Consider the following 20108-nt stretch of genomic DNA (forward strand, 5'->3'; position numbering starts at 1 on the left):
CATGAGCCTTTCCCTTCGCGACCAGTTGCTCAAAGCAGGGCTGGTCAACCAAAAGCAGGTCAAGCAGGTCGGCAAGGACAAGCAGAAGCAGCAGCGCCTGGCCCACAAAGGCCAGATCGAGCTGGATGACTCCCAGCAGCGCGCCGCCCAGGAGGCCATGGCCGAGAAGGCCCGACGCGACCAGGAGCTCAACCGTCAGCAGCAGGAGAAGGCCGAGCAGAAAGCCCGTGCCGCGCAGATCAAGCAATTGATCGAAGTGTCGCGCCTGCCGAAGCTGACTACCGAGGATTACTACAACTTCGTCGACGACAAGAAGGTCAAGCGCATCTCGGTGAACACCTTGATGCGCAATAAGCTGAGCAGCGGCTCCCTGGCGATCGTCCACCATGCCGGCGGCTACGAAGTGATCCCGCGCGAGGCCGCGCTGAAGATCCAGGAACGCGACCCCAAGCGCATCGTCCAGCTCAACACCCAGACCGAAGAAGTGGATGCCGACGATCCGTACGCGGCGTATCAGATTCCTGATGATTTGATGTGGTAGGCAGGACGGTAAGGTAAACGCAAATCCTGTGGGAGCGGGCTTGCTCGCGAAAACGGTGTGTTAGCCGACTCAATGTTGACTGATCATCCGCTTTCGCGAGCAAGCCCGCTCCCACAAGTGTTTCTTCTTCAGGATTCTACCGTTTCACCCGAGCGCTGCCGTTCCTGGCACTCCAGCTCGTCTCTATAGCGGTTGGCCTCCGTCTCGGAGTGGAACATTCCCACCAGCAGATCCTGTTGATGTACATCCCAGATCCGGATACCAGCGGCAATGGCTTCGTGGGACATGTGGGCATCGTCGCGTTCATTTACTTTCACAGTCATCTTGCAAACTCCAATCTCTGTCATCTGCAGCAAGGCGTGTGCAGGGCTTTGTTATAGATTTGGATAGCCTGCTAAGTAAATGTCCTGGCCGGTTAAGAAGTTTTCATGAAAAGTGCAGCTGCCCTGCAGATCAGGCAGTGCGCGGCATTCGGTCGCAGGGCTGTTTCATGAAGAAAATTTCATGGGTGGCAGCAATCCTCCGGTAGTAGCAGAACCCTGTGGGAGCGAGCCTGCTCGCGATTGCGGTGTGTCAGCCAACATCTCGCTGAAAGGTATACCGCTATCGCGAGCAGGCTCGCTCCCACAGGGGTTGGTGTTGTGCATGAAATCACGGGCAAAAAGAAGCCCCGCATTGGCGGGGCTTCTTGGTGTTCGCGTCGATCAGCTGCCTTTCACCGGCTTGCCGTTGACCGTGCCGTCCAGGAGCATGATGTTGTACTCCTTGCCGTCAGTCTCGACCTGTTGCAGGCGAACCAGCAGGTAGTCCCAGTCCTTGGCGAACCAGAGTACGGTGGTGCGTTTGCTCTGTGTCGGATCGCGTACACGCTCGACCTTGATCGCGTCGATCTGGCCGGCCTTGGTATCGACCTTTTCCGAGCCCAGCACGCGGAAGTCATAGGTATCGACTTCGCCGTCATCGACGACCTGGTAGCTCATGCTCTTCTTGCCGGCCGCGACGTCGTGCTGCAGGGCCAACTGATAAGTGGATTTATCGACCATGCCACGGTTCAGCGGCAGCTTCACCGCGTCGCCGCGATCGGTGCCGGTGACCATCTTCGTGCTCCAGTCGAAGTCCAGGTCGGCCTTCTTGGCCTTGCCCAGGCCACCGCGCTCGAAGTGGTAGGACTGCGGCAGCAGCGTGTCCTTGTCCAGGGTCAGGGTGCTTTCTTCCGTCAGGCTGGCAATCATCATCGACGCCTTGAAGCTCAGCTTCCAGGTGCCGTTGGCCTCCTTGGTCAGGCTGCGCTCGGCGGTGCCGCTCATGGGCAGCTGTTTCCAGTCGGCGGTGTAGCTGGCGGAGAACGGTTGAAGGTCTGAAGCCTGTGCCAGGGGCAGGGCAAGCAGAGCGCAGGCGAAGAGCAGGGCGCGACGCATAAAATCTCCTAGTGTCGAATCAAATGGCCGCTGGCGGCGAGTAACTGGCCGTCCAGTGAGGCACCACGATCGTCGAGGGTGAGCCGTCCTTCGGCAAACCAACGCACGGCCATCGGGTAGATCTGGTGTTCCCGGGCGTGAACCCGTTGTGCCAGGCTTTGCGGCGTGTCGTGCAACTCTACCGGTATTACTGCCTGTACGACCAGTGGTCCGCCATCGAGTTCCTCGGTGACAAAGTGCACCGAGCAGCCGTGCTCAGTATCTCCGGCTTCCAGCACGCGCTGGTGAGTGTGTAACCCTTTGTATTTGGGCAGCAGCGAGGGGTGGATGTTGAACAGGCGGCCCTGGTAGTGGCGTACGAAGCCGGCGCTGAGGATGCGCATGAAACCGGCCAGGACCACCAGGTGGGGATTGAAGGCGTCGATCTGTTCGATCAGCGCGGCGTCGAAGGTTTCGCGGCCCTCGAACGCCTTGTGATCCAGGACGCGGGTGTCGATACCCGCGTCCTTGGCACGTTGCAGGCCGTAGGCATCAGCGCGATTGGAAATCACCGCGCGGATACGGACCGGGCTGTCACCGGTCCGCGTGCTGTCGATCAGCGCCTGCAAGTTACTGCCGGTGCCGGACAGCAGCACCACGACGTTACAGGTTGCAGGCATGTTTTCCTGCATCAGTGAGCCTTGAGGTTTTTCAGCTCGACCTGGGCAGCGCCTTCGGCCGCGGTTGCGATCTGGCCGATGACCCAAGGCTGTTCGCCGGCTTCACGCAGTACGTTCAGGGCCGTTTCGACGTGCTCCTGGGCCACGCAGATCACCATGCCCACGCCGCAGTTCAGCACGCGGTGCATTTCGGTTTCGTCGACGTTGCCTTTCTCTTGCAGCCAGTCGAACACCGCCGGACGGGTCCAGCTCGCCACGTCGACCACCGCCTGGGCGCCTTTTGGCAAGACGCGCGGGATGTTGTCCAGCAGGCCGCCGCCGGTGATGTGGGCCATGGCCTTGACGGCGCCGGTGTCCTTGATCAGCTTGAGCAGCGGCTTGACGTAGATGCGGGTCGGGGCCATCAGCAGGTCGGTCAGTGGCTTGCCGTCGAGCTGGATGTTCTCGATGTCGGCGCCGGACACTTCGATGATCTTGCGGATCAGCGAATAGCCGTTGGAGTGCGGGCCGGAGGATGGCAGGGCGAGCAGGGCATCGCCGGTGGCGACTTTCGAGCCGTCGATGATTTCGGCTTTTTCCACGACGCCGACGCAGAAGCCGGCCAGGTCGTAGTCTTCACCTTCGTACATGCCTGGCATCTCAGCGGTTTCGCCGCCGACCAGGGAGCAGCCGGACAGTTCGCAACCGGCACCGATGCCGGTCACGACCTGGGCAGCGGTGTCGACGTTCAGCTTGCCGGTGGCGTAGTAGTCGAGGAAGAACAGCGGCTCGGCGCCGCAGACCACCAGGTCGTTCACGCACATGGCCACCAGGTCGATGCCGATGCTGTCGTGCTTGTTCAGGTTCAGTGCCAGGCGCAGCTTGGTGCCCACGCCGTCGGTGCCCGAGACTAGCACCGGTTGCTTGTAGCCGGCCGGGATCTCGCAGAGGGCGCCGAAACCGCCCAGCCCGCCCATGACTTCCGGGCGCGCAGTGCGCTTGGCGACGCTCTTGATGCGTTCGACCAATGCTTCACCGGCGTCGATGTCTACACCGGCGTCCTTGTAGCTCAGGGAGGGTTGCTTGCTCATGATCCAGGCCTTTAGGGGGGATTTCTGGGTAACGACCGATCGCCGGGGCCATTGAATAACCGTTGTACGAGTTATTCCGGGTGCCCGGCCATTGCCGGTCTGCGAAGGCGCGCGATTTTATCAGGCTTGTGAAGCAGCGGCCATCCTCGCGCCGACGGGCAGGGACATATCCGAGGAAAAAAACCGATATTTCTTCTGTTGGTGCTGCGCGGTGCGCCTGTATAAGGTGTAGCGGTAACCGGCTATGGTTACGCGGTGCGAAACTTCCATCGGGTTGTGAATGTTTTGCCAGATGCTGTGGTCACAGCCATGCTCGATTTTTCTTCACACGGCTTGTTCCAGTCGTCTATGTCCGGGAATCTTCCATGCGTTTGTTCAAATTCTTGTCCGTGGGCTGCTTGTCGCTGATCAGCCTGGCGAGCCATGCTGAAACCCTCAATGGCCTCTATCAAGTGCTCGAACCGGTGAGCAGCCAGACACCGGATGAGCGCAACCAGGCGACCCTGCGCGCACTCGATACGCTCGTGCTGCGCCTGACCGGCGACGCCAAGGCCCCCCAGAGCCCAGGGCTGGCGGCGATCCGCAAGGATCCGCAGCAGATCATTCTGCAATATGGCTACGACGCCGGCCCGCCGGAAAGCCTCAAGGTTGACTTCGATCCGACGAGCACCGACCGGGCCTTGCGTTCGGCCGGGCTGTCGCTGTGGGGTGTGAACCGGCCATCGATCCTGGGCTGGTGGCTCAACGACTCGGCCGAAGGCTCCAGCCTGGTAGGCGATGGTCAGGCGAGCGCCACGCTGTTGCGCCGTGCCGCCCAGCACCGGGGCCTGGCGCTGCACTTGCCACTGGCGGACTTGAGCGAGCAGATCGTTGCCACCGCGCCGAACCTGGAAGGCAGCGATCCGGCGCCGTTGCACGATGCCTCGGAGCGATACGCGGCGGATGCCTTGCTGGCGGTCCACGCCAAGGAAGAGGGCGGTCAGTGGCGCGGAACCTGGCGCCTGTGGCTGGGCGACCAGCGTGAGCAGGGCACTGTCCAGGGCGCCGACCAGGCTGCGCTGGCCGATGCGGTGATGCTGGCGGTGAGTCAGCGCCTGGCGCCGCGCTTCGTGGCCAAGCCGGGTGTGGCCACCGAGCAGTCGCTGGAAGTGCAGGGCATGAACCTTGAGCGTTATGCCGCCCTTGGGCGTTTGCTCGAGCCGTTCGGTGGGCAGGTGCAGCGGGTCGAGGGTGATCGGATCATTTATCGGGTCAACGGCAGCGCGGAGCAACTGAAGGCGCAGTTGGCCCTGGCGAAGCTGCAGGAAATACCCGCCGGTGAAGCGGTTACCCCGGCGCCTGTGGTTCCGCCGGCTGCCGATGGAACGGCACCGGCAGCAGCACCGGCGCCCGCGCCGACGGCCAGTCTGCGGTTCCGCTGGTAGGTTTTCTTTCTTTATATAGCGGGGAGTGGTTCATGGGCGATACGCGGCGTTGGTTCTGGTTGGGCGGGGTTGCCCTGCTGTTCGCGTTTATCTATCTGCTGCATCCGATTCTGACGCCGTTCCTGGTAGCGTTACTGTTGGCTTATCTGTTTGACCCGGTGGTGGACCGCCTGGAAAAGCTCGGTTTGTCGAGAACCTGGGGTGTGGTGGCGGTATTTGCGCTGTTCACCTTGATTGTCAGCGCCCTGTTGCTGGTGCTGATACCGATGCTCGCCAAGCAATTGGTGCGTCTGTACGAGCTGGCGCCGCAGATGCTCGACTGGTTGCAGCACACGGCGGTGCCGTGGGTGCAGTCGAAGCTGGGCTTGGCGGATGGCTTCTGGAAGTTCGACAAGGTCAAGGCAGCCATCAGCGCCCACATGGGCCAGACCACCGACATCGTTGGCGTCGTGCTCAGCCAGGCCACCGCCTCGGGCCTGGCGCTGATCGGCTGGCTGGCCAACCTGGTATTGATCCCGGTCGTGAGCTTCTACCTGCTGCGGGACTGGGACGTGATGATGGCCAAGATCCGCAGCCTGCTGCCCCGGCACCGCGAAGAGCGCATCATGACCCTGGCTGGTGAATGCCACGAAGTGCTGGGTGCCTTCGTGCGCGGGCAGTTGCTGGTGATGGTGGCGTTGGGCTTCATCTATGCGGCGGGGTTGATGCTGGTGGGGCTGGAGCTCGGGCTCTTGATCGGCATGATCGCCGGGTTGGCCGCCATCGTTCCGTACATGGGGTTCGTGATCGGTATTGGCGCGGCATTGATTGCCGGGCTGTTCCAGTTTGGCGGCGATCTCTACCCCATGATCGGCATCGTGGCGGTGTTCATGGTTGGCCAGGCCCTGGAGGGCATGGTGCTGACACCGTTGCTGGTGGGGGATCGCATCGGCCTGCATCCGGTGGCGGTGATCTTCGCGATCCTGGCGGGCGGCGAGTTGTTCGGCTTTACCGGGATCCTGCTGGCGCTGCCGGTGGCAGCGGTGATCATGGTGCTGGTGCGTCATGTACATGATCTGTACAAGGATTCGGATATCTACAGCGGCGTTGAAGACCCCGAGCTGTAGGCCGACGCCAGTGTGAGACATGTCCTGGCGCCAGGGAAATGCTCGTCCCACTGTCCTGGCGCTGCAAACCTTTGATTTTGCTCGTGGTGCGGCGCATTGTGCGGTCCGCGCCACGGGTATAGACTTTGCCAACTTTACACAGAGGCCACTCACGGTTCCTTTGGAGCTGTCCAGCCAGCATGAAACCGATTCAGCTGCCCCTAGGTGTGCGTCTGCGTGACGATGCCACCTTCATCAACTACTACCCAGGCGCCAATGCCGCTGCACTCGGCTATGTCGAGCGGCTTTGCGAAGCCGACGCCGGCTGGACCGAGAGTCTGATCTATCTATGGGGCAAGGACGGGGTAGGGCGCACGCACCTGTTGCAGGCCGCTTGCCTGCGGTTCGAACAATTGGGCGAGCCGGCGGTATATCTGCCGCTGGCCGAGTTGCTGGATCGTGGCGTGGAAATCCTCGACAACCTTGAACAGTACGAACTGGTCTGCCTGGACGATCTCCAGGCCGTTGCCGGCAAGGCTGACTGGGAAGAGGCGCTGTTCCATCTGTTCAACCGGCTGCGCGACAGCGGTCGGCGCTTGCTGATCGCTGCCTCGACGTCGCCACGGGAGCTGCCGGTGAAACTGGCGGATCTCAAGTCCCGTCTCACCCTGGCGCTGATTTTCCAGATGCGTCCGCTCTCCGATGAAGACAAACTCCGTGCCTTGCAGCTGCGCGCTTCCCGCCGTGGCCTGCACCTGACCGACGAAGTCGGGCATTTCATCCTCACCCGTGGTACCCGCAGCATGAGCGCGCTGTTCGAATTGCTCGAACGCCTCGATCAGGCTTCCCTTCAGGCCCAGCGCAAGCTGACTATTCCTTTCCTGAAAGAAACCTTGGGCTGGTAAACACAGCGACCCTCGCCACAGGGGTGTACAGCTTTGTAACCAGCAACCTCTAAGGCATGGAAAAACCTGCGGTCCTGCTGGGCAGCAGGCCACATGACTTTCAAAATGGGCTTAAGCGCTTAGATGTAGACGGAAAAGTGGGAAGTCACATTTTCATCGATTGAATTTGCAAATGAAGTCGATAGAAGGCATAGTCTCGCCATCTTTACTACTTCAGCCACGGTCGTGCCCATGCTCAATCGCTTCGCACCCCTCGTGCCTCTCGCACTCGTTACCCTGCTGTTCGGTTGCGCTGCCCACTCTCCAGTGTCGCAGCAAGCGCAACAACCACAGGTCAAGAACTCCGTTACCGCCCAATCTTCTTCCATGACGTTCCAGGAAGAAATGGCAGACGACAAAGAACTCGCAGCCTTCGCCGGCAGCAAGCCTTATCAGCTCCCGGTGCTGGCCGACAGCATCCTGGAACGCGGCATGTCGCTGATTGGTACCCGCTACCGTTTCGGCGGCACTTCTGAAGCCGGCTTCGATTGCAGCGGTTTCATCGGCTACCTGTTCCGTGAAGAGGCCGGCATGAACCTGCCGCGCTCCACACGTGAAATGATCAACGTGAATGCGCCGCTGGTAGCTCGCAACCAGCTGGAGCCTGGCGACCTGCTGTTCTTCAGCACCAGTGGGCGTCGTGGTCGCGTCAGTCACGCCGGTATCTACCTGGGCGACAACCAGTTCATCCATTCCAGCAGCCGCCGCAGCGGTGGCGTGCGGATCGACAGCCTGGGCGACAGCTACTGGAACAAGACCTTCATCGAAGCCAAGCGCGCCCTCGCCATGGCACCGACCGTCGTCACCGCTCGCAAGTAAGCGCACAGTTTGTAAGGCAAACTTAAAGTCTTACTTGAAGTTTGCCTCATAGCCGCTAGAATCCTTGATCATTGATTGATGGCAATCCGCCTGCGTATTCCGCAGGCGGATTGTTTTCATGTCCACGGCAGAAAAGCCGCATCCAGATCAGGATTGTTCTGCATATGTCGACGTCGGCCCGCCTCGCCCTCATCTGCCTTGTCGCACTGCTCAGCGCGTGCGCAAGCCGTACGCCACCGCCCGCACCAGTGCGGGCTCCCGTGGTCTTTGCCCCCGCGCAACCTTTGTCGCCTGCCGCTGAAGATGTGCTCTTCCGGGCGTTGGGCCTGGTCGGGACACCCTACCGCTGGGGCGGCAATACACCGGATTCGGGCTTCGATTGCAGCGGCCTGATCGGTTACGTGTACCGTGATGCCGCCGGTATTTCCCTGCCACGTTCGACCCGCGAGATGATCGGCATGCGCGCCCCGGATGTCGGCAAGGACGCGCTGCAAAGCGGTGACCTGATTTTCTTCGCCACCAACGGTGGCTCCCAGGTCAGCCATGCCGGGATCTATGTCGGTGAGGGGCGCTTCGTTCATGCGCCGGCCACCGGTGGTACGGTCAAGCTCGACAGTTTGTCCAAGGCCTATTGGCAGAAAGCCTACCTGAGCGCCAAGCGGGTGCTGCAACCGGAGCACTTGGCCCGTTATCCCTGATCCGCGGAGGTTGTCATGACCGCTCGCACTCTCAACCTCGATGATGCCCTTTACCAGTACCTGCTGGACGTTTCCCTGCGGGAGACGCCCTTGCAGCGACGTCTGCGGGACGAGACCCAGGCGCTGCCCATGGCGCGCTGGCAGATCGCGCCCGAGCAGGGGCAATTCCTGGCATTGCTGGTAAAACTCACCGGCGCCCGGCGCTTGCTGGAAGTCGGTACCTTCACCGGTTACAGCGCTTTGTGCATGGCCTGCGCCCTGCCGCAGGACGGTTCGTTGATCTGTTGCGATATTCCAGGTGACTACAACGCCGTGGCGCTGCGGTATTGGCGCGAAGCCGGGATGGCCGAGCGAATCGACCTGCGCCTGGCACCGGCCCTGGAAACCCTCGACGCTTTGGAGCGCCAAGGGCAGGGCGGCACGTTCGACCTGATCTTCATCGATGCGGACAAGGCCAACTACCCGGCTTACCTGGAGCGCGCGCTACGGTTGCTGCGTGGCGGTGGGCTGGTGATATTCGACAACACGTTGTGGAGCGGCCGGGTGCTGGAAGCCCAGCCCCAGAGCGAGGACACCCGTGCCATCCAGGCATTGAACCGCGCATTGAAGGAAGATCGGCGGGTGGATTTGTCGCTGCTGCCATTGGGGGATGGGTTGACCTTGTGTCGTAAGCTTTAAATACGGTTCCTGGTTGGATGATGTTGTGGCGAGGGGATAAATCCCCTCGCCACAGAGTTGTCCGCAGGCCATCGGCAGATTTATTTACCCGACACCCGCCATATTTTGTTTCCCACGTCATCGGCTACCAGCAACCCACCCTGCTTGTCGATCACCACGCCCACCGGCCGGCCCTGGGCTTTTTCATCTGCATTCAGGAACCCGGTCAATACATCCACCGGTTTCCCCGCCGGCTTGCCGCCGTTGAACGGTACGAAAATCACTTTGTAGCCACTGTGGGGCTTACGGTTCCAGGAACCATGCTGGCCAATGAACGCGCCTTCGGTGAAGGGCGCTGGCAGGGCGCTGCCTTCGGTGAAGGTCAGACCCAATGAGGCCGTGTGAGGGCCGACGGCGTAGTCCGGTGCGATGGCCTTGGCCACCAGCGCCGGGTTCTGTGGCTCGACCCGCACGTCAACGTGCTGCCCGTAGTAGCTGTAGGGCCAGCCATAGAAAGCGCCGTCCTTGACCGAGGTGATGTAGTCCGGCACCAGGTCGCTGCCGATCTCATCCCGCTCGTTCACCGCTGTCCACAACGCACCACTGTGCGGTTCCCAGGCCAGGCCGTTAGGATTGCGCAGGCCCGAAGCGAAAATGCGATGATTGCCGGTGGCGCGGTCCACTTCCCAGATCGCCGCGCGGCCTTCCTCTGCTTCCATGCCGTTTTCCGCGACGTTGCTGTTCGAACCGGTGGTGACGTAGAGCTTGCTGCCGTCACGGCTGGCAATCACGTTTTTGGTCCAGTGGTGGTTGATGGTGCCGCCCGGCAGGTCGACGACCTTGGTCGGCTGCGCCTTGATTTGCGTATCGCCGTCCTTGTAGGGGAAGCGGATCAGTCGATCGGTGTCGGCCACGTACAGGTCATTGCCCACCAATGTCATGCCGAACGGCGAGTTGAGGTTTTCCAGGAAGACCGTGCGGGTTTCTGCGATGCCATCGTGATTGGCGTCGCGCAACAACGTGATGCGATTGGGGCTGGGGACGCCGGCACCCGCGCGGCCCATGACTTTCTTCATTACCCAGCCACGGATGCCCTTGGCATCGTCCGGCTTGGGCGGGGCGTTGGTTTCCGCCACCAGCACGTCGCCATTGGGCAGCACGTAGAGCCAGCGCGGATGGTCCAGCCCCTCGGCAAACGCCACCACTTGCAGGCCTTCGGCCGCGGTTGGCTTGGCGCCCTGGGGCCAGCCGACGGCTTCGGCGATGTTGACGGTGGGGACCAGGGTCTTGTTCGGTTCGGGCAGTTTTGGCGATGGGCCGGTGCCATCGGAGACTTGCAGCGTGGAAGACTCGCCACAAGCGACAAGCCCTGCGGCGAGGGCAACGATCAGGAGGTGCGGTGGCTTGAGCATGCTGGCTTCCCTATGAATGCATGTAGTTATTCATAGAGAAGCATATACCGGCGATGGTTCAACCGGTCAGCCGTGGGCCTGTTTGAACAGCACGGCGATGCCCGGGTGGTAATGACCGGCCTCGTTGCGCAACTTGCGGTAGTTGTAAGGGAAATACCAGGCCACGGCGCAGGTGTTTTCCTTTTGCAGGTCATCGATCATGTCCTGCAGTTCTTCAGGGGTAGCACTTTGCTGGGCTTTCTGCGGGGCGACGAACAGGCAGCCCAGCTTCAGGTCGGTGGCATAGCTGATGCGCTTGGCATCGCTGGTGACATCTTGCAGGGGTTGGGTCAGGTTCAGGTTCTTGACCTTCGGCCAGCGTTGGGTGGCCTGGATGAAAGCGCGATCCTCGGCACCGGCAATGAACAGATCGGCGCTGACGTTGCGTTCGCCTTCTTCATTCTGTTTGCGGGTCGCGGTGTGCTGCAGCGTGACCATCTCGGCCATCCAGGCGGCGGCAGAGAGCAGGCCGAGGTTGGCCTTTTCATCGAACCAGTAGGGCGTATCGTTATCGCCGCGCACGGCGTTGTAGCGGTCGATACAGTCAAACCAGCGTTCCAGCACCGGGCGCAGGAATTCCAGCTTTGGATTGCTGATGATCATGCCTTGCATGTTTCTGCCCTCTTGTTTTTGTGATATCGGGTCGTAATGCCTATTTGATATCACTTGCCACAGCGTGACACAAGATTGGCGTCACTTTATTGATCCAGGCCCATAATCATTGCCGGGCCCGCGGCGGCTTTAATTGACGCTCCACCACCAACCCTCTAACCTTCGCGACTTGTTTCAGGTGCTCTGTGACCCGGTCGACAGAGTGAAACAGGGAAGCCGGTGAGAACCCGGCGCTGCCCCCGCAACGGTAAATGAGTCAAAGCTGCCATCAGGGTTGTTAACCCTAGTCACTGTGTCTGTCGGCACGGGAAGGCGCGCAGCCCGGCGTTACGCCGCTCATGAGCCCGGAGACCGGCCTGATCCATCCAACGGCATCACGGTGGGCGATGCCAGGCTTGTTGCCGTCTTTTCCCGTGCCCGCCTGCCGTTATCCAGTTCTCAACGGAGGCTTCCCCATGACCGGCTCCCCTGATACAGATGCGTCCGACCGCGACGAGCGTCACCTGGCGCGTATGCAGCGCAAGAAAGCCGTGATCGACGAGCGCATCGCCAATTCACCGAACGAATGCGGCTTGCTGTTGGTGCTGACCGGCAACGGCAAGGGCAAGAGCAGTTCGGCGTTCGGCATGCTGGCCCGAGCCATGGGGCATGGGATGCAGTGTGGCGTGGTGCAGTTCATCAAGGGCCGCAACAGCACCGGTGAGGAATTGTTTTTCCGGCGTTTCCCGGATCAGGTGCGCTTTCACGTCATGGGCGAAGGGTTTACCTGGGAAACCCAGGATCGACAGCGCGACATCGCGGCCGCCGAAACGGCCTGGGCCGTGTCGCGCCAACTGCTGAACGATCCGTCCATTGGCCTGGTGGTGCTCGATGAACTGAACATTGCGCTCAAGCACGGTTACCTCGATCTCGACCAGGTCCTGAGCGACCTGCAGGCGCGTCCGCCCATGCAGCATGTCGTGGTGACCGGCCGCGGCGCCAAGCCGGAAATGATCGAGCTGGCAGACACCGTCACCGAAATGGGCATGATCAAGCATGCCTTCCAGGCCGGTATCAAGGCACAGAAGGGCGTCGAACTGTGAGTGACCCTTCGTTTCCAGACCGCCAATGCCCGGCGGTACTGATTGCCGCCCCGGCGTCGGGGCAAGGCAAGACCACGGTCACCGCTGCCCTGGCCCGGCTGCATCGCAACCAGGGGCGCAAGGTGCGCGTTTTCAAATGCGGCCCTGATTTCCTCGACCCGATGATCCTGGAGCGCGCCAGCGGCGCGCCGGTCTATCAATTGGACATGTGGATGGTCGGCGAGCAGGAAAGCCGACGGTTGTTGTGGGAAGCTGCAGCCGAAGCGGACCTGATCCTGATCGAAGGGGTGATGGGGTTGTTCGACGGCACGCCGTCCAGCGCCGATCTGGCGCGACATTTCGGTGTGCCGGTGCTGGCGGTGATCGACGGCACGGCCATGGCTCAGACCTTCGGCGCCCTGGCCCTCGGGCTGGCGCGCTATCAGCCGGATCTGCCCTTCGCCGGCGTCCTGGCCAACCGGGTCGGCACCGTGCGCCATGCGCAATTGCTTGAAGGCAGCCTCACCGAAGGCCTGCGCTGGTACGGCGCGCTGTCCCGGGAAACCGGAATCGAGCTGCCAAGTCGTCATCTCGGACTGGTCCAGGCCAGCGAGCTGAACGACCTGGACCTGCGCCTCGACGCTGCGGCCGAGGCCCTGGCCGGCAGTTGCGAAGTGACGCTTCCGCCGGCGGTGACATTCGCCGCCCCCGCGGTGATTGCCGCGCAGCCGTGGCTCGACGGGGTCCGCATCGCCGTGGCCCGGGACGAAGCGTTTGCCTTCACCTATGGCGCGAGCCTCGATCTGCTGCGCGCCATGGGCGCGCAGTTGCGCTTTTTTTCACCGATCCATGACCACGAACTGCCCGAGGCGGACAGCCTGTACCTGCCTGGCGGTTATCCTGAATTGCATCACCTGGCCTTGGCCCGGAATGCGCCGATGCTGGCGGCAATCCGGGCACATCACCACGCCGGCAAGCCGTTGCTGGCGGAGTGCGGCGGCATGTTGTATCTGCTGGATTCGCTGACCGATGTCGAGGGCAATCGCGCCGAGCTGCTCGGGTTGCTCGCCGGTGACGCGCAGATGCAGAAGCGCCTCGCCGCCCTGGCGCTGCAATCGGTGGAGCTGCCGGAAGGCACTCTGCGCGGACACACCTACCATCACTCGCTGACCAGTACTGACCTGGAACCGATCGCCCGTGGCCATAGCCCTAACGGTGGGCGTGGTGCGGAGGCGGTGTTCCGGCAGGGGCGGATGACGGCCTCCTATGTGCATTTCTATTTTCCGTCGAATCCGCGGGCGATTGCCGCGTTGTTGGCGCCGGACCTTGAGGCTGCTTTGGCGAGCAAGCCCGCTCCCACATTGGATGGGTGTTCACAATTCTCTGTGGGAGCGGGCTTGCTCGCGAAGAGGCCATGACTGACAACGCATTTCCCAAGGCCGAACGCGACGCCATCTACCGCGCCATCGCTGAGCGCCGCGACATGCGGCATTTCATCGGCGGCACGGTTGAACCCCAGTTGCTGCGGCGCCTGCTGGAAGCCGCCCACCAGGCGCCCAGTGTGGGCCTGATGCAACCGTGGCGGTTCATCCGCATCAGCGACCGCGCATTGCGCGCAGATATCCAGCAATTGGTGGAACAGGAGCGCATTCGCACCGCCGAGGCCCTGGGCGAACGCAGCGATGAATTCATGAAGCTCAAGGTGGAGGGCATCAATGACTGCGCCGAAGTCCTGGTGGCGGCGTTGATGGATGACCGCGAGCGGCACATCTTCGGCCGCCGGACCTTGCCGGAAATGGACCTCGCCTCGCTGTCCTGTGCGATCCAGAATCTGTGGCTGGCTTCCCGCGCCGAAGGGCTGGGGATGGGCTGGGTTTCGCTGTTCGAGCCCCAGGCCCTGGCCGATCTGCTGGGCCTGCCTGCGGGCGCCAAGCCCCTGGCGATACTCTGTCTCGGCCCGGTGGAGGAGTTCTATCCAGCACCAATGCTCGCCCTGGAGGGCTGGGCACAACCGCGTTCACTCAATGAACTGCTCTATGAAAACCGTTGGGGAGTGAACCCATGAGTGTCGCGTTGCTCAGTGCCGCCGCCGTAGCGCTGGATGCATTGCTGGGGGAGCCGCGGCGCTGGCATCCGCTGGTGGCGTTCGGCCGTTTTGCCGATCGCATCGAACAACGCTTCAATTCCGGCGGGCGCGGTTGGCGCAGCCACGGGGTCACGGCGTGGGTGATTGCGGTAGTGCCGCTGACCCTGCTCGCCACGGCCCTGTCCTGGGCGCCACTGGTGGGATGGCTGGTGGATATCCTGGCGCTGTACTGCGCCCTCGGCCTGCGCAGCCTCGGCGAACATGTCGAGCCGGTGGCCCGGGCGCTGCGTAGCGGCGATCTGGACGAAGCGCGCAAGCGTGTCGGCTATCTGGTCAGCCGCGAAACCCGTGAGCTGGACGAAACCGCCGTCGCCCGCGCGGCCACCGAGTCGGTGCTGGAGAACGGCAGCGACGCGGTATTCGCCGCGTTGTTCTGGTTCGCCGTGGCGGGGGCGCCCGGTGTGGTGTTGTATCGCTTGAGCAATACCCTCGACGCCATGTGGGGCTATCGCAACGAGCGCTTCGAGCGCTTTGGCTGGGCAGCGGCGAAAATCGATGACGTGCTCAACTACATTCCGGCGCGGCTGGTGGCGTTGACCTACGCGCTGCTCGGTAAAACCCGTCTGGCGCTCAAGTGCTGGCGCAGCCAGGGCCCGACCTGGGACAGCCCGAATGCCGGGCCGGTCATGGCCGCCGGTGCCGGTGCGCTGGGTGTCGAGCTGGGGGGGGCGGCGGTGTATCACGGCGAACTGCACCAGCGGCCAGCGCTGGGCGAGGGTGTGCCGGCGAGCGCCGATTCCATTGATCGCGGCTGGCAGCTGGTGCAGCGCGGCGTATGGTTGTGGTTGCTGATTCTCTGTCTGGGAGCTGAGTTCTATGCTTGAGCACGGCGGACGCCTGCGCAAAGCGGTCCGGCAATATGGCATTGCCGAGGTGGATTGGCTCGACCTGTCCAGCGGCCTGGCGCCATGGCCGTTCGACGTCCCGGCGATTCCTTTGCGGGCCTGGGCACGCCTGCCTGAAACCGATGACGGACTGGAGCAGGCAGCCTGCACTTATTACGGGGCGGCCCATGTACTGCCGGTGGCCGGTTCGCAGATGGCGATCCAGCTGTTGCCGCGCCTGCGTCGCAGTGGCAAGGTCGGTGTCTTGTCGCCTTGTTATGCCGAGCACGCCGAAGCCTGGCGCCGCAACGGTTACATCGTGCGTGAGGTGCTGGAATCGGAAGTGGATTTCTTCCTCGATAGCCTCGACGTGCTGGTGGTGGTCAACCCGAACAATCCCACGGGGCTGAACCTGAGCCCCGAACGTTTGCTGGACTGGCACGCGCGACTGGCCCAGCGCGGCGGCTGGCTGGTGGTGGACGAGGCTTTCATGGATGTCACCCCGCAACTGAGCCTGGCTGCCCATGCCCATCAGGTCGGGCTGATCGTGCTGCGTTCCTTCGGCAAGTTCTTTGGCCTGGCCGGGGTTCGCCTGGGGTTTGTCCTGGCCGAGCAACATTTGCTCAGGTTGCTCGCCGAGCAGGTCGGGCCGTGGGCGGTCAGCGGGCCGACCCGGGTCCTGGGCCAAACCTGTTTACTCGACACCGCCGCCCACACCCGTCAGCGACAGCGCTGTGAAGCTGCCAGCCAACGCCTGTCATTGCTGCTTGCCCGTCACGGCTTCAAGCCCCAGGGTGGTTGCGCGTTGTTCCAGTGGCTGGTCACCGAACACGCTCAGATGCTTCACGACTTCATGGCCCATCGCGGCATTCTCCTGCGGCTATTCACGAACACCAGCAGCCTGCGCTTCGGGTTACCGGCCGACGATGCCGAATTCCTGCGCCTGGAACAGGCTTTCGTGGCCTACGCCGAGGACTTCCAATGACCACAGTGATGGTGCAAGGCACCACGTCCGATGCCGGTAAAAGCACCCTGGTCACGGCGCTGTGCCGCTGGGTCAGGCGCCATGGCGTGAGTGTGGTGCCGTTCAAGCCGCAGAACATGGCCCTCAACAGCGCGGTGACCACCGACGGTGGCGAAATCGGTCGCGCCCAGGCCGTACAGGCCCAGGCCGCCGGCCTCGAGCCGCACACCGACATGAACCCGGTACTGCTCAAGCCTAACAGCGACACGGGGGCCCAGGTCATCATCCATGGCCGTGCGGTCACCACCATGAATGCTGTGGCCTATCACGATTACAAGGCCATCGCGATGCGGGCCGTGCTGGCTTCCCACGAGCGTTTGAGCGCGGCGTATCCGGTGGTGATGGTGGAGGGCGCGGGGTCGCCGGCCGAGATCAACCTGCGGGCCGGTGACATCGCCAACATGGGATTTGCCGAAGCGGTGGACTGCCCCGTGCTGCTGATCGCCGATATCAATCGCGGTGGGGTATTCGCCCATCTGGTGGGCACCCTGGAGCTGCTTTCGCCCAGCGAGCAGGCGCGGGTCAAGGGCTTCATCATCAACCGTTTTCGCGGCGACATTGCCTTGCTGCAACCGGGGTTGGACTGGCTGGAAGCCCGCACCGGCAAGCCGGTAGTGGGGGTGTTGCCCTACGTGACGGACCTGCATCTGGAGGCGGAGGACGGCCTGGATCGGCGCCAAACCGACAAGGCCGAGCAGGTGCTCAAAGTGTTGGTGCCGGTGCTGCCACGCATCAGCAATCACACCGATTTCGATCCGTTGCGCCTCCACCCGCAGGTTGACCTGCAATTCATCGGTCCGGGCCAGGCCATTGCGCCAGCCGACCTGATCATCCTGCCGGGCTCGAAAAGCGTGCGCAGCGACCTGGCCCATCTGCGGGCCCACGGCTGGGAAGCGGCCATTCAGCGGCATCTGCGCTATGGCGGCAAGCTGCTGGGGATCTGCGGCGGGTTGCAGATGCTCGGGCAACAGGTCCACGATCCGCTGGGGTTGGAAGGCACGCCGGGCTCCAGCGCCGGGCTGGGGCTCCTGGCGTTCGAAACGACTCTGGAGCACGAGAAGCAGTTGCGCAATGTCCGAGGCCGATTGACCCTGGAGAATGCCGAGGTCAGTGGCTATGAGATCCATGCCGGCGTGACTGTCGGCCCGGCCCTGGAACAGCCCTTGGTGCAATTGGATGACGGCCGCTGCGACGGGGCCCGGAGCCTCGACGGGCAGATTCTCGGCACCTACCTGCACGGCCTGTTCGAGTCGTCCGAGTCCAGCAGCGCCTTGTTGCGTTGGGCCGGGTTGGCGGATGTGCGAGCAGTGGATTACCACGGCTTGCGCGAGCGGGATATCGAGCGGCTGGCGGACCTGGTGGAAAAACATCTGGATACCGGTTTGTTGCGTGAACTCTGTGGGATCTAGGGTGGCCCTATCGCGAGCAGGCTCGCTCCCACAGGGGATTGTGAACACTGGGCCCATGTGGGAGCGAGCCTGCTCGCGATGGGGCCGGCAGCAACACCGCCTATTTGAAGGTATTACACCATGCTCCAACTGATCCTCGGCGGCGCCCGCTCCGGCAAGAGTCGCCTGGCTGAAAAACTCGCGGCGGACACTCGGTTACCGGTGACTTACATCGCCACCAGCCAACCCCTGGACGGCGAGATGAACCAGCGGGTCGCCTTGCATCGCGCGCGTCGTCCGGCCGAGTGGGCACTGGTGGAAGAGCCGCTGGCCCTGGCCCGGGTATTGCGGGCCAACGCCGCGCCCGGGCGCTGCCTGCTGGTGGATTGCCTGACCCTGTGGCTGACCAACCTGCTGATGCTCGATGACGCCCGACAACTGGGTGTGGAGCGCGACGCCTTGCTGGACTGCGTGACCGCGTTGCCCGGTGAAATCATTTTTGTCAGCAACGAGACCGGAATGGGTGTCGTGCCGCTGGGCGAGCTGACCCGCCGTTATGTCGATGAAGCCGGTTGGCTGCATCAAGCCCTGGCCGAGCGCTGTCAGCGTGTTGTACTGACCGTTGCCGGCCTGCCCCTGACCCTCAAAGGTACCGTGTTATGAATCACCGCTGGTGGCTGGACCCCTGCAAGCCCCTCGATACCCAGGCCCTGGAACAGGCCGCGGCCCGTCAGCAACAACTGACCAAGCCGGCCGGCTCTCTGGGGCGGCTCGAATCGGTGGCGGTGCAACTGGCGGGCCTGCAAGGGCGGGTCAAGCCAAGCCTGGACCGACTGTGGATCGCGATTTTTGCCGGCGATCATGGGGTGGTGGCGGAGGGCGTGTCGGCCTATCCCCAGGAAGTCACCGGACAGATGCTGCTCAACTTCGTCAGTGGTGGCGCGGCCATCAGCGTTCTGGCGCGGCAATTGGGGGCGGGGTTGGAGGTCGTGGACCTGGGGACTGTGACGCCGTCGCTGGATCTGCCCGGTGTGCGGCATCTGCGTGTCGGGCCCGGCACGGCGAATTTTGTCCAGGGCCCGGCGATGACCGTGGACCAAGGCGAGCAGGCCCTGCAAGCCGGGCGCGACAGTGTCGCCCGCGCGATTGCCAGTGGCACGCAGTTGTTTATCGGCGGCGAGATGGGGATCGGCAACACCACGGCGGCCAGTGCCCTGGCCTGCGCTTTGCTCGATTGCCCGGTGGCTCACCTGGTCGGGCCAGGCACGGGGTTGGACGCGGCGGGTGTCAGTCACAAAGCCCAAGTGATTGAACGTGCCCTGACGCTACATCGAGCCCAGAGCAGCGATCCGTTGCAGACGCTGTTCAACCTGGGCGGGTTTGAAATCGCTGCGCTGGTCGGTGCATACCTGGCCTGTGCGCAGCAAGGCATTGCGGTGCTGGTGGACGGTTTTATCTGCAGCGTCGCGGCACTGGTGGCGGTGCGCCTTAATCCCGAATGCCGGCCATGGCTGCTGTTCGGCCATCGTGGTGCCGAACCGGGGCATCGCCACGTCCTGGAAACCCTCGGTGCCGAACCGCTGCTCGACCTGGGTCTGCGCCTGGGCGAGGGCAGTGGCGCTGCGCTGGCGGTGCCGCTGTTGCGCCTGGCCTGTGACCTGCACGGGCAAATGGCGACGTTTGCCGAAGCGGCCGTGGCGGATCGCTCGGCATGACCTTGCGCCTGGACCTGCTGCGCCATGGCGAAACCGAGCTGGGCGGCGGATTGCGTGGCAGCCTCGACGATGCCTTGACGGCCAGGGGCTGGGAGCAGATGCACGCCGCTGTGGCAGCGGATAGTCCCTGGGATCGGCTGGTGAGTTCGCCGTTGCAACGCTGTGCGCATTTTGCGCAGCAGCTCGGCAGCCGACTCAACGTACCGGTGCACGTGGATGCGGATCTGCAAGAGCTGCATTTCGGTGCTTGGGAGGGCCGCAGCGCAGCAGCATTGATGGAGACTGATGCCGAGGCCCTGGGCCGGTTCTGGGCCGATCCTTATGCTTTCACGCCCCCCGACGGTGAGCCGGTGCTGGCGTTTTCGACGCGGGTCCTGGCGGCGGTGGAGCGCCTGCATGCAGCTTACGCAGGGCAGCGGGTGCTGCTGGTCGGCCATGGCGGCGTCATGAAGTTGTTGCTGGCCCGTGCCCGAGGCCTGCCCCGGGAGCAATTGCTCAACGTTGAAGTGGCTCACGGTGCGCGGTTCTCCCTTCGGGTGTCGTCCGGTCCGGTCTTGACGGAGATGAGCTGA

22 protein-coding genes and 1 riboswitch are annotated in these 20108 nt (G+C 63.0%); of the genes, 16 read left to right on the forward strand and 6 right to left on the reverse strand.

Features of this window, described 5'->3' with window-relative positions:
• The first annotated feature begins 1 nt into the window (after position 1).
• Positions 2–541: a DUF2058 domain-containing protein gene (locus FBX99_RS23475; protein WP_024779739.1), complete on the forward strand. Its 540-nt coding sequence runs from the start codon at positions 2–4 to the stop codon at positions 539–541.
• A gap of 128 nt (positions 542–669) precedes the next feature.
• On the opposite strand, the gene FBX99_RS23480 is transcribed toward FBX99_RS23475, so the two are convergent.
• From FBX99_RS23480 to purM, 4 genes are all read right to left on the reverse strand, one after another.
• A complete protein-coding gene (locus FBX99_RS23480) occupies positions 670–864 on the reverse strand; it encodes a hypothetical protein (protein ID WP_144930252.1) in 195 nt (64 codons plus the stop codon).
• 381 nt (positions 865–1245) lie between these two features.
• Positions 1246–1959 (reverse strand): DUF3108 domain-containing protein, encoded by a 714-nt coding sequence (locus FBX99_RS23485; protein ID WP_041020213.1) that lies wholly within the window; start codon positions 1957–1959, stop codon positions 1246–1248.
• 8 nt (positions 1960–1967) lie between these two features.
• The gene (gene purN, locus FBX99_RS23490) at positions 1968–2618 is read right to left on the reverse strand and encodes a phosphoribosylglycinamide formyltransferase (RefSeq protein WP_145133086.1); all 651 of its coding nucleotides are present in this window, start codon (positions 2616–2618) and stop codon (positions 1968–1970) included.
• 11 nt (positions 2619–2629) lie between these two features.
• Positions 2630–3688 carry a phosphoribosylformylglycinamidine cyclo-ligase gene (purM, locus tag FBX99_RS23495; protein ID WP_047700498.1) on the reverse strand — a complete coding sequence of 353 codons (1059 nt, stop codon included), beginning with the start codon at positions 3686–3688 and terminating at the stop codon, positions 2630–2632.
• 365 nt (positions 3689–4053) lie between these two features.
• On the opposite strand from purM, the gene FBX99_RS23500 reads away from it, so the two are divergent.
• From FBX99_RS23500 to FBX99_RS23525, 6 genes are all read left to right on the forward strand, one after another.
• The gene (locus tag FBX99_RS23500; RefSeq protein ID WP_144930956.1) at positions 4054–5112 is read left to right on the forward strand and encodes a DUF2066 domain-containing protein; all 1059 of its coding nucleotides are present in this window, start codon (positions 4054–4056) and stop codon (positions 5110–5112) included.
• Between the two features lie 32 nt (positions 5113–5144).
• Positions 5145–6218: an AI-2E family transporter gene (locus FBX99_RS23505; RefSeq protein WP_144930954.1), complete on the forward strand. Its 1074-nt coding sequence runs from the start codon at positions 5145–5147 to the stop codon at positions 6216–6218.
• 179 nt (positions 6219–6397) lie between these two features.
• The gene (hda, locus tag FBX99_RS23510) at positions 6398–7102 is read left to right on the forward strand and encodes a DnaA regulatory inactivator Hda (protein WP_003178999.1); all 705 of its coding nucleotides are present in this window, start codon (positions 6398–6400) and stop codon (positions 7100–7102) included.
• A gap of 231 nt (positions 7103–7333) precedes the next feature.
• Positions 7334–7960: a C40 family peptidase gene (locus FBX99_RS23515; RefSeq protein WP_144930952.1), complete on the forward strand. Its 627-nt coding sequence runs from the start codon at positions 7334–7336 to the stop codon at positions 7958–7960.
• A gap of 164 nt (positions 7961–8124) precedes the next feature.
• Positions 8125–8658 (forward strand): C40 family peptidase, encoded by a 534-nt coding sequence (locus tag FBX99_RS23520; RefSeq protein WP_144930950.1) that lies wholly within the window; start codon positions 8125–8127, stop codon positions 8656–8658.
• Positions 8659–8673: 15 nt separating this feature from the next.
• A complete protein-coding gene (locus tag FBX99_RS23525; protein WP_144930948.1) occupies positions 8674–9336 on the forward strand; it encodes a class I SAM-dependent methyltransferase in 663 nt (220 codons plus the stop codon).
• Between the two features lie 80 nt (positions 9337–9416).
• Here FBX99_RS23525 and FBX99_RS23530 read toward each other — a convergent pair whose 3' ends face one another.
• Together FBX99_RS23530 and FBX99_RS23535 are read right to left on the reverse strand one after the other, a co-directional pair.
• Positions 9417–10727 (reverse strand): sorbosone dehydrogenase family protein, encoded by a 1311-nt coding sequence (locus FBX99_RS23530; RefSeq protein WP_144930946.1) that lies wholly within the window; start codon positions 10725–10727, stop codon positions 9417–9419.
• Between the two features lie 66 nt (positions 10728–10793).
• Entirely contained in the window at positions 10794–11378 is a 585-nt protein-coding gene (locus FBX99_RS23535; protein ID WP_144930944.1) for a hypothetical protein, read from the reverse strand.
• 159 nt (positions 11379–11537) lie between these two features.
• Positions 11538–11753, forward strand: a riboswitch (cobalamin riboswitch).
• Between the two features lie 80 nt (positions 11754–11833).
• Between FBX99_RS23535 and cobO the strand changes: the two genes are divergently transcribed.
• The 9 genes from cobO (at position 11834) to cobC (ending at position 20108) form a co-directional block, all read left to right on the forward strand.
• Positions 11834–12460 carry a cob(I)yrinic acid a,c-diamide adenosyltransferase gene (cobO, locus tag FBX99_RS23540; protein WP_144930942.1) on the forward strand — a complete coding sequence of 209 codons (627 nt, stop codon included), beginning with the start codon at positions 11834–11836 and terminating at the stop codon, positions 12458–12460.
• A complete protein-coding gene (locus FBX99_RS23545) occupies positions 12457–13857 on the forward strand; it encodes a cobyrinate a,c-diamide synthase (RefSeq protein ID WP_144930940.1) in 1401 nt (466 codons plus the stop codon). The genes cobO and FBX99_RS23545 overlap by 4 nt, the downstream gene beginning before the upstream one ends.
• Positions 13854–14504 (forward strand): 5,6-dimethylbenzimidazole synthase, encoded by a 651-nt coding sequence (bluB, locus tag FBX99_RS23550; RefSeq protein WP_144930938.1) that lies wholly within the window; start codon positions 13854–13856, stop codon positions 14502–14504. The genes FBX99_RS23545 and bluB overlap by 4 nt, the downstream gene beginning before the upstream one ends.
• A complete protein-coding gene (cbiB, locus tag FBX99_RS23555; RefSeq protein ID WP_145133088.1) occupies positions 14501–15409 on the forward strand; it encodes an adenosylcobinamide-phosphate synthase CbiB in 909 nt (302 codons plus the stop codon). Before bluB ends, cbiB begins: the two co-directional genes overlap by 4 nt.
• On the forward strand, positions 15402–16394 hold the full coding sequence (cobD, locus tag FBX99_RS23560; RefSeq protein WP_144930934.1) for a threonine-phosphate decarboxylase CobD: 993 nt from the start codon (positions 15402–15404) through the stop codon (positions 16392–16394). The genes cbiB and cobD overlap by 8 nt, the downstream gene beginning before the upstream one ends.
• A complete protein-coding gene (locus FBX99_RS23565; RefSeq protein WP_145133090.1) occupies positions 16391–17842 on the forward strand; it encodes a cobyric acid synthase in 1452 nt (483 codons plus the stop codon). Before cobD ends, FBX99_RS23565 begins: the two co-directional genes overlap by 4 nt.
• A gap of 120 nt (positions 17843–17962) precedes the next feature.
• Entirely contained in the window at positions 17963–18484 is a 522-nt protein-coding gene (cobU, locus tag FBX99_RS23570) for a bifunctional adenosylcobinamide kinase/adenosylcobinamide-phosphate guanylyltransferase (RefSeq protein WP_145133092.1), read from the forward strand.
• Positions 18481–19536, forward strand: a complete 1056-nt coding sequence (cobT, locus tag FBX99_RS23575) for a nicotinate-nucleotide--dimethylbenzimidazole phosphoribosyltransferase (RefSeq protein WP_145133094.1) — start codon at positions 18481–18483, stop codon at positions 19534–19536. Before cobU ends, cobT begins: the two co-directional genes overlap by 4 nt.
• Positions 19533–20108: an alpha-ribazole phosphatase family protein gene (cobC, locus tag FBX99_RS23580; RefSeq protein WP_144930927.1), complete on the forward strand. Its 576-nt coding sequence runs from the start codon at positions 19533–19535 to the stop codon at positions 20106–20108. The genes cobT and cobC overlap by 4 nt, the downstream gene beginning before the upstream one ends.

It is taken from the genome of Pseudomonas sp. SJZ074 (assembly GCF_007828215.1).
Lineage (GTDB): Bacteria > Pseudomonadota > Gammaproteobacteria > Pseudomonadales > Pseudomonadaceae > Aquipseudomonas.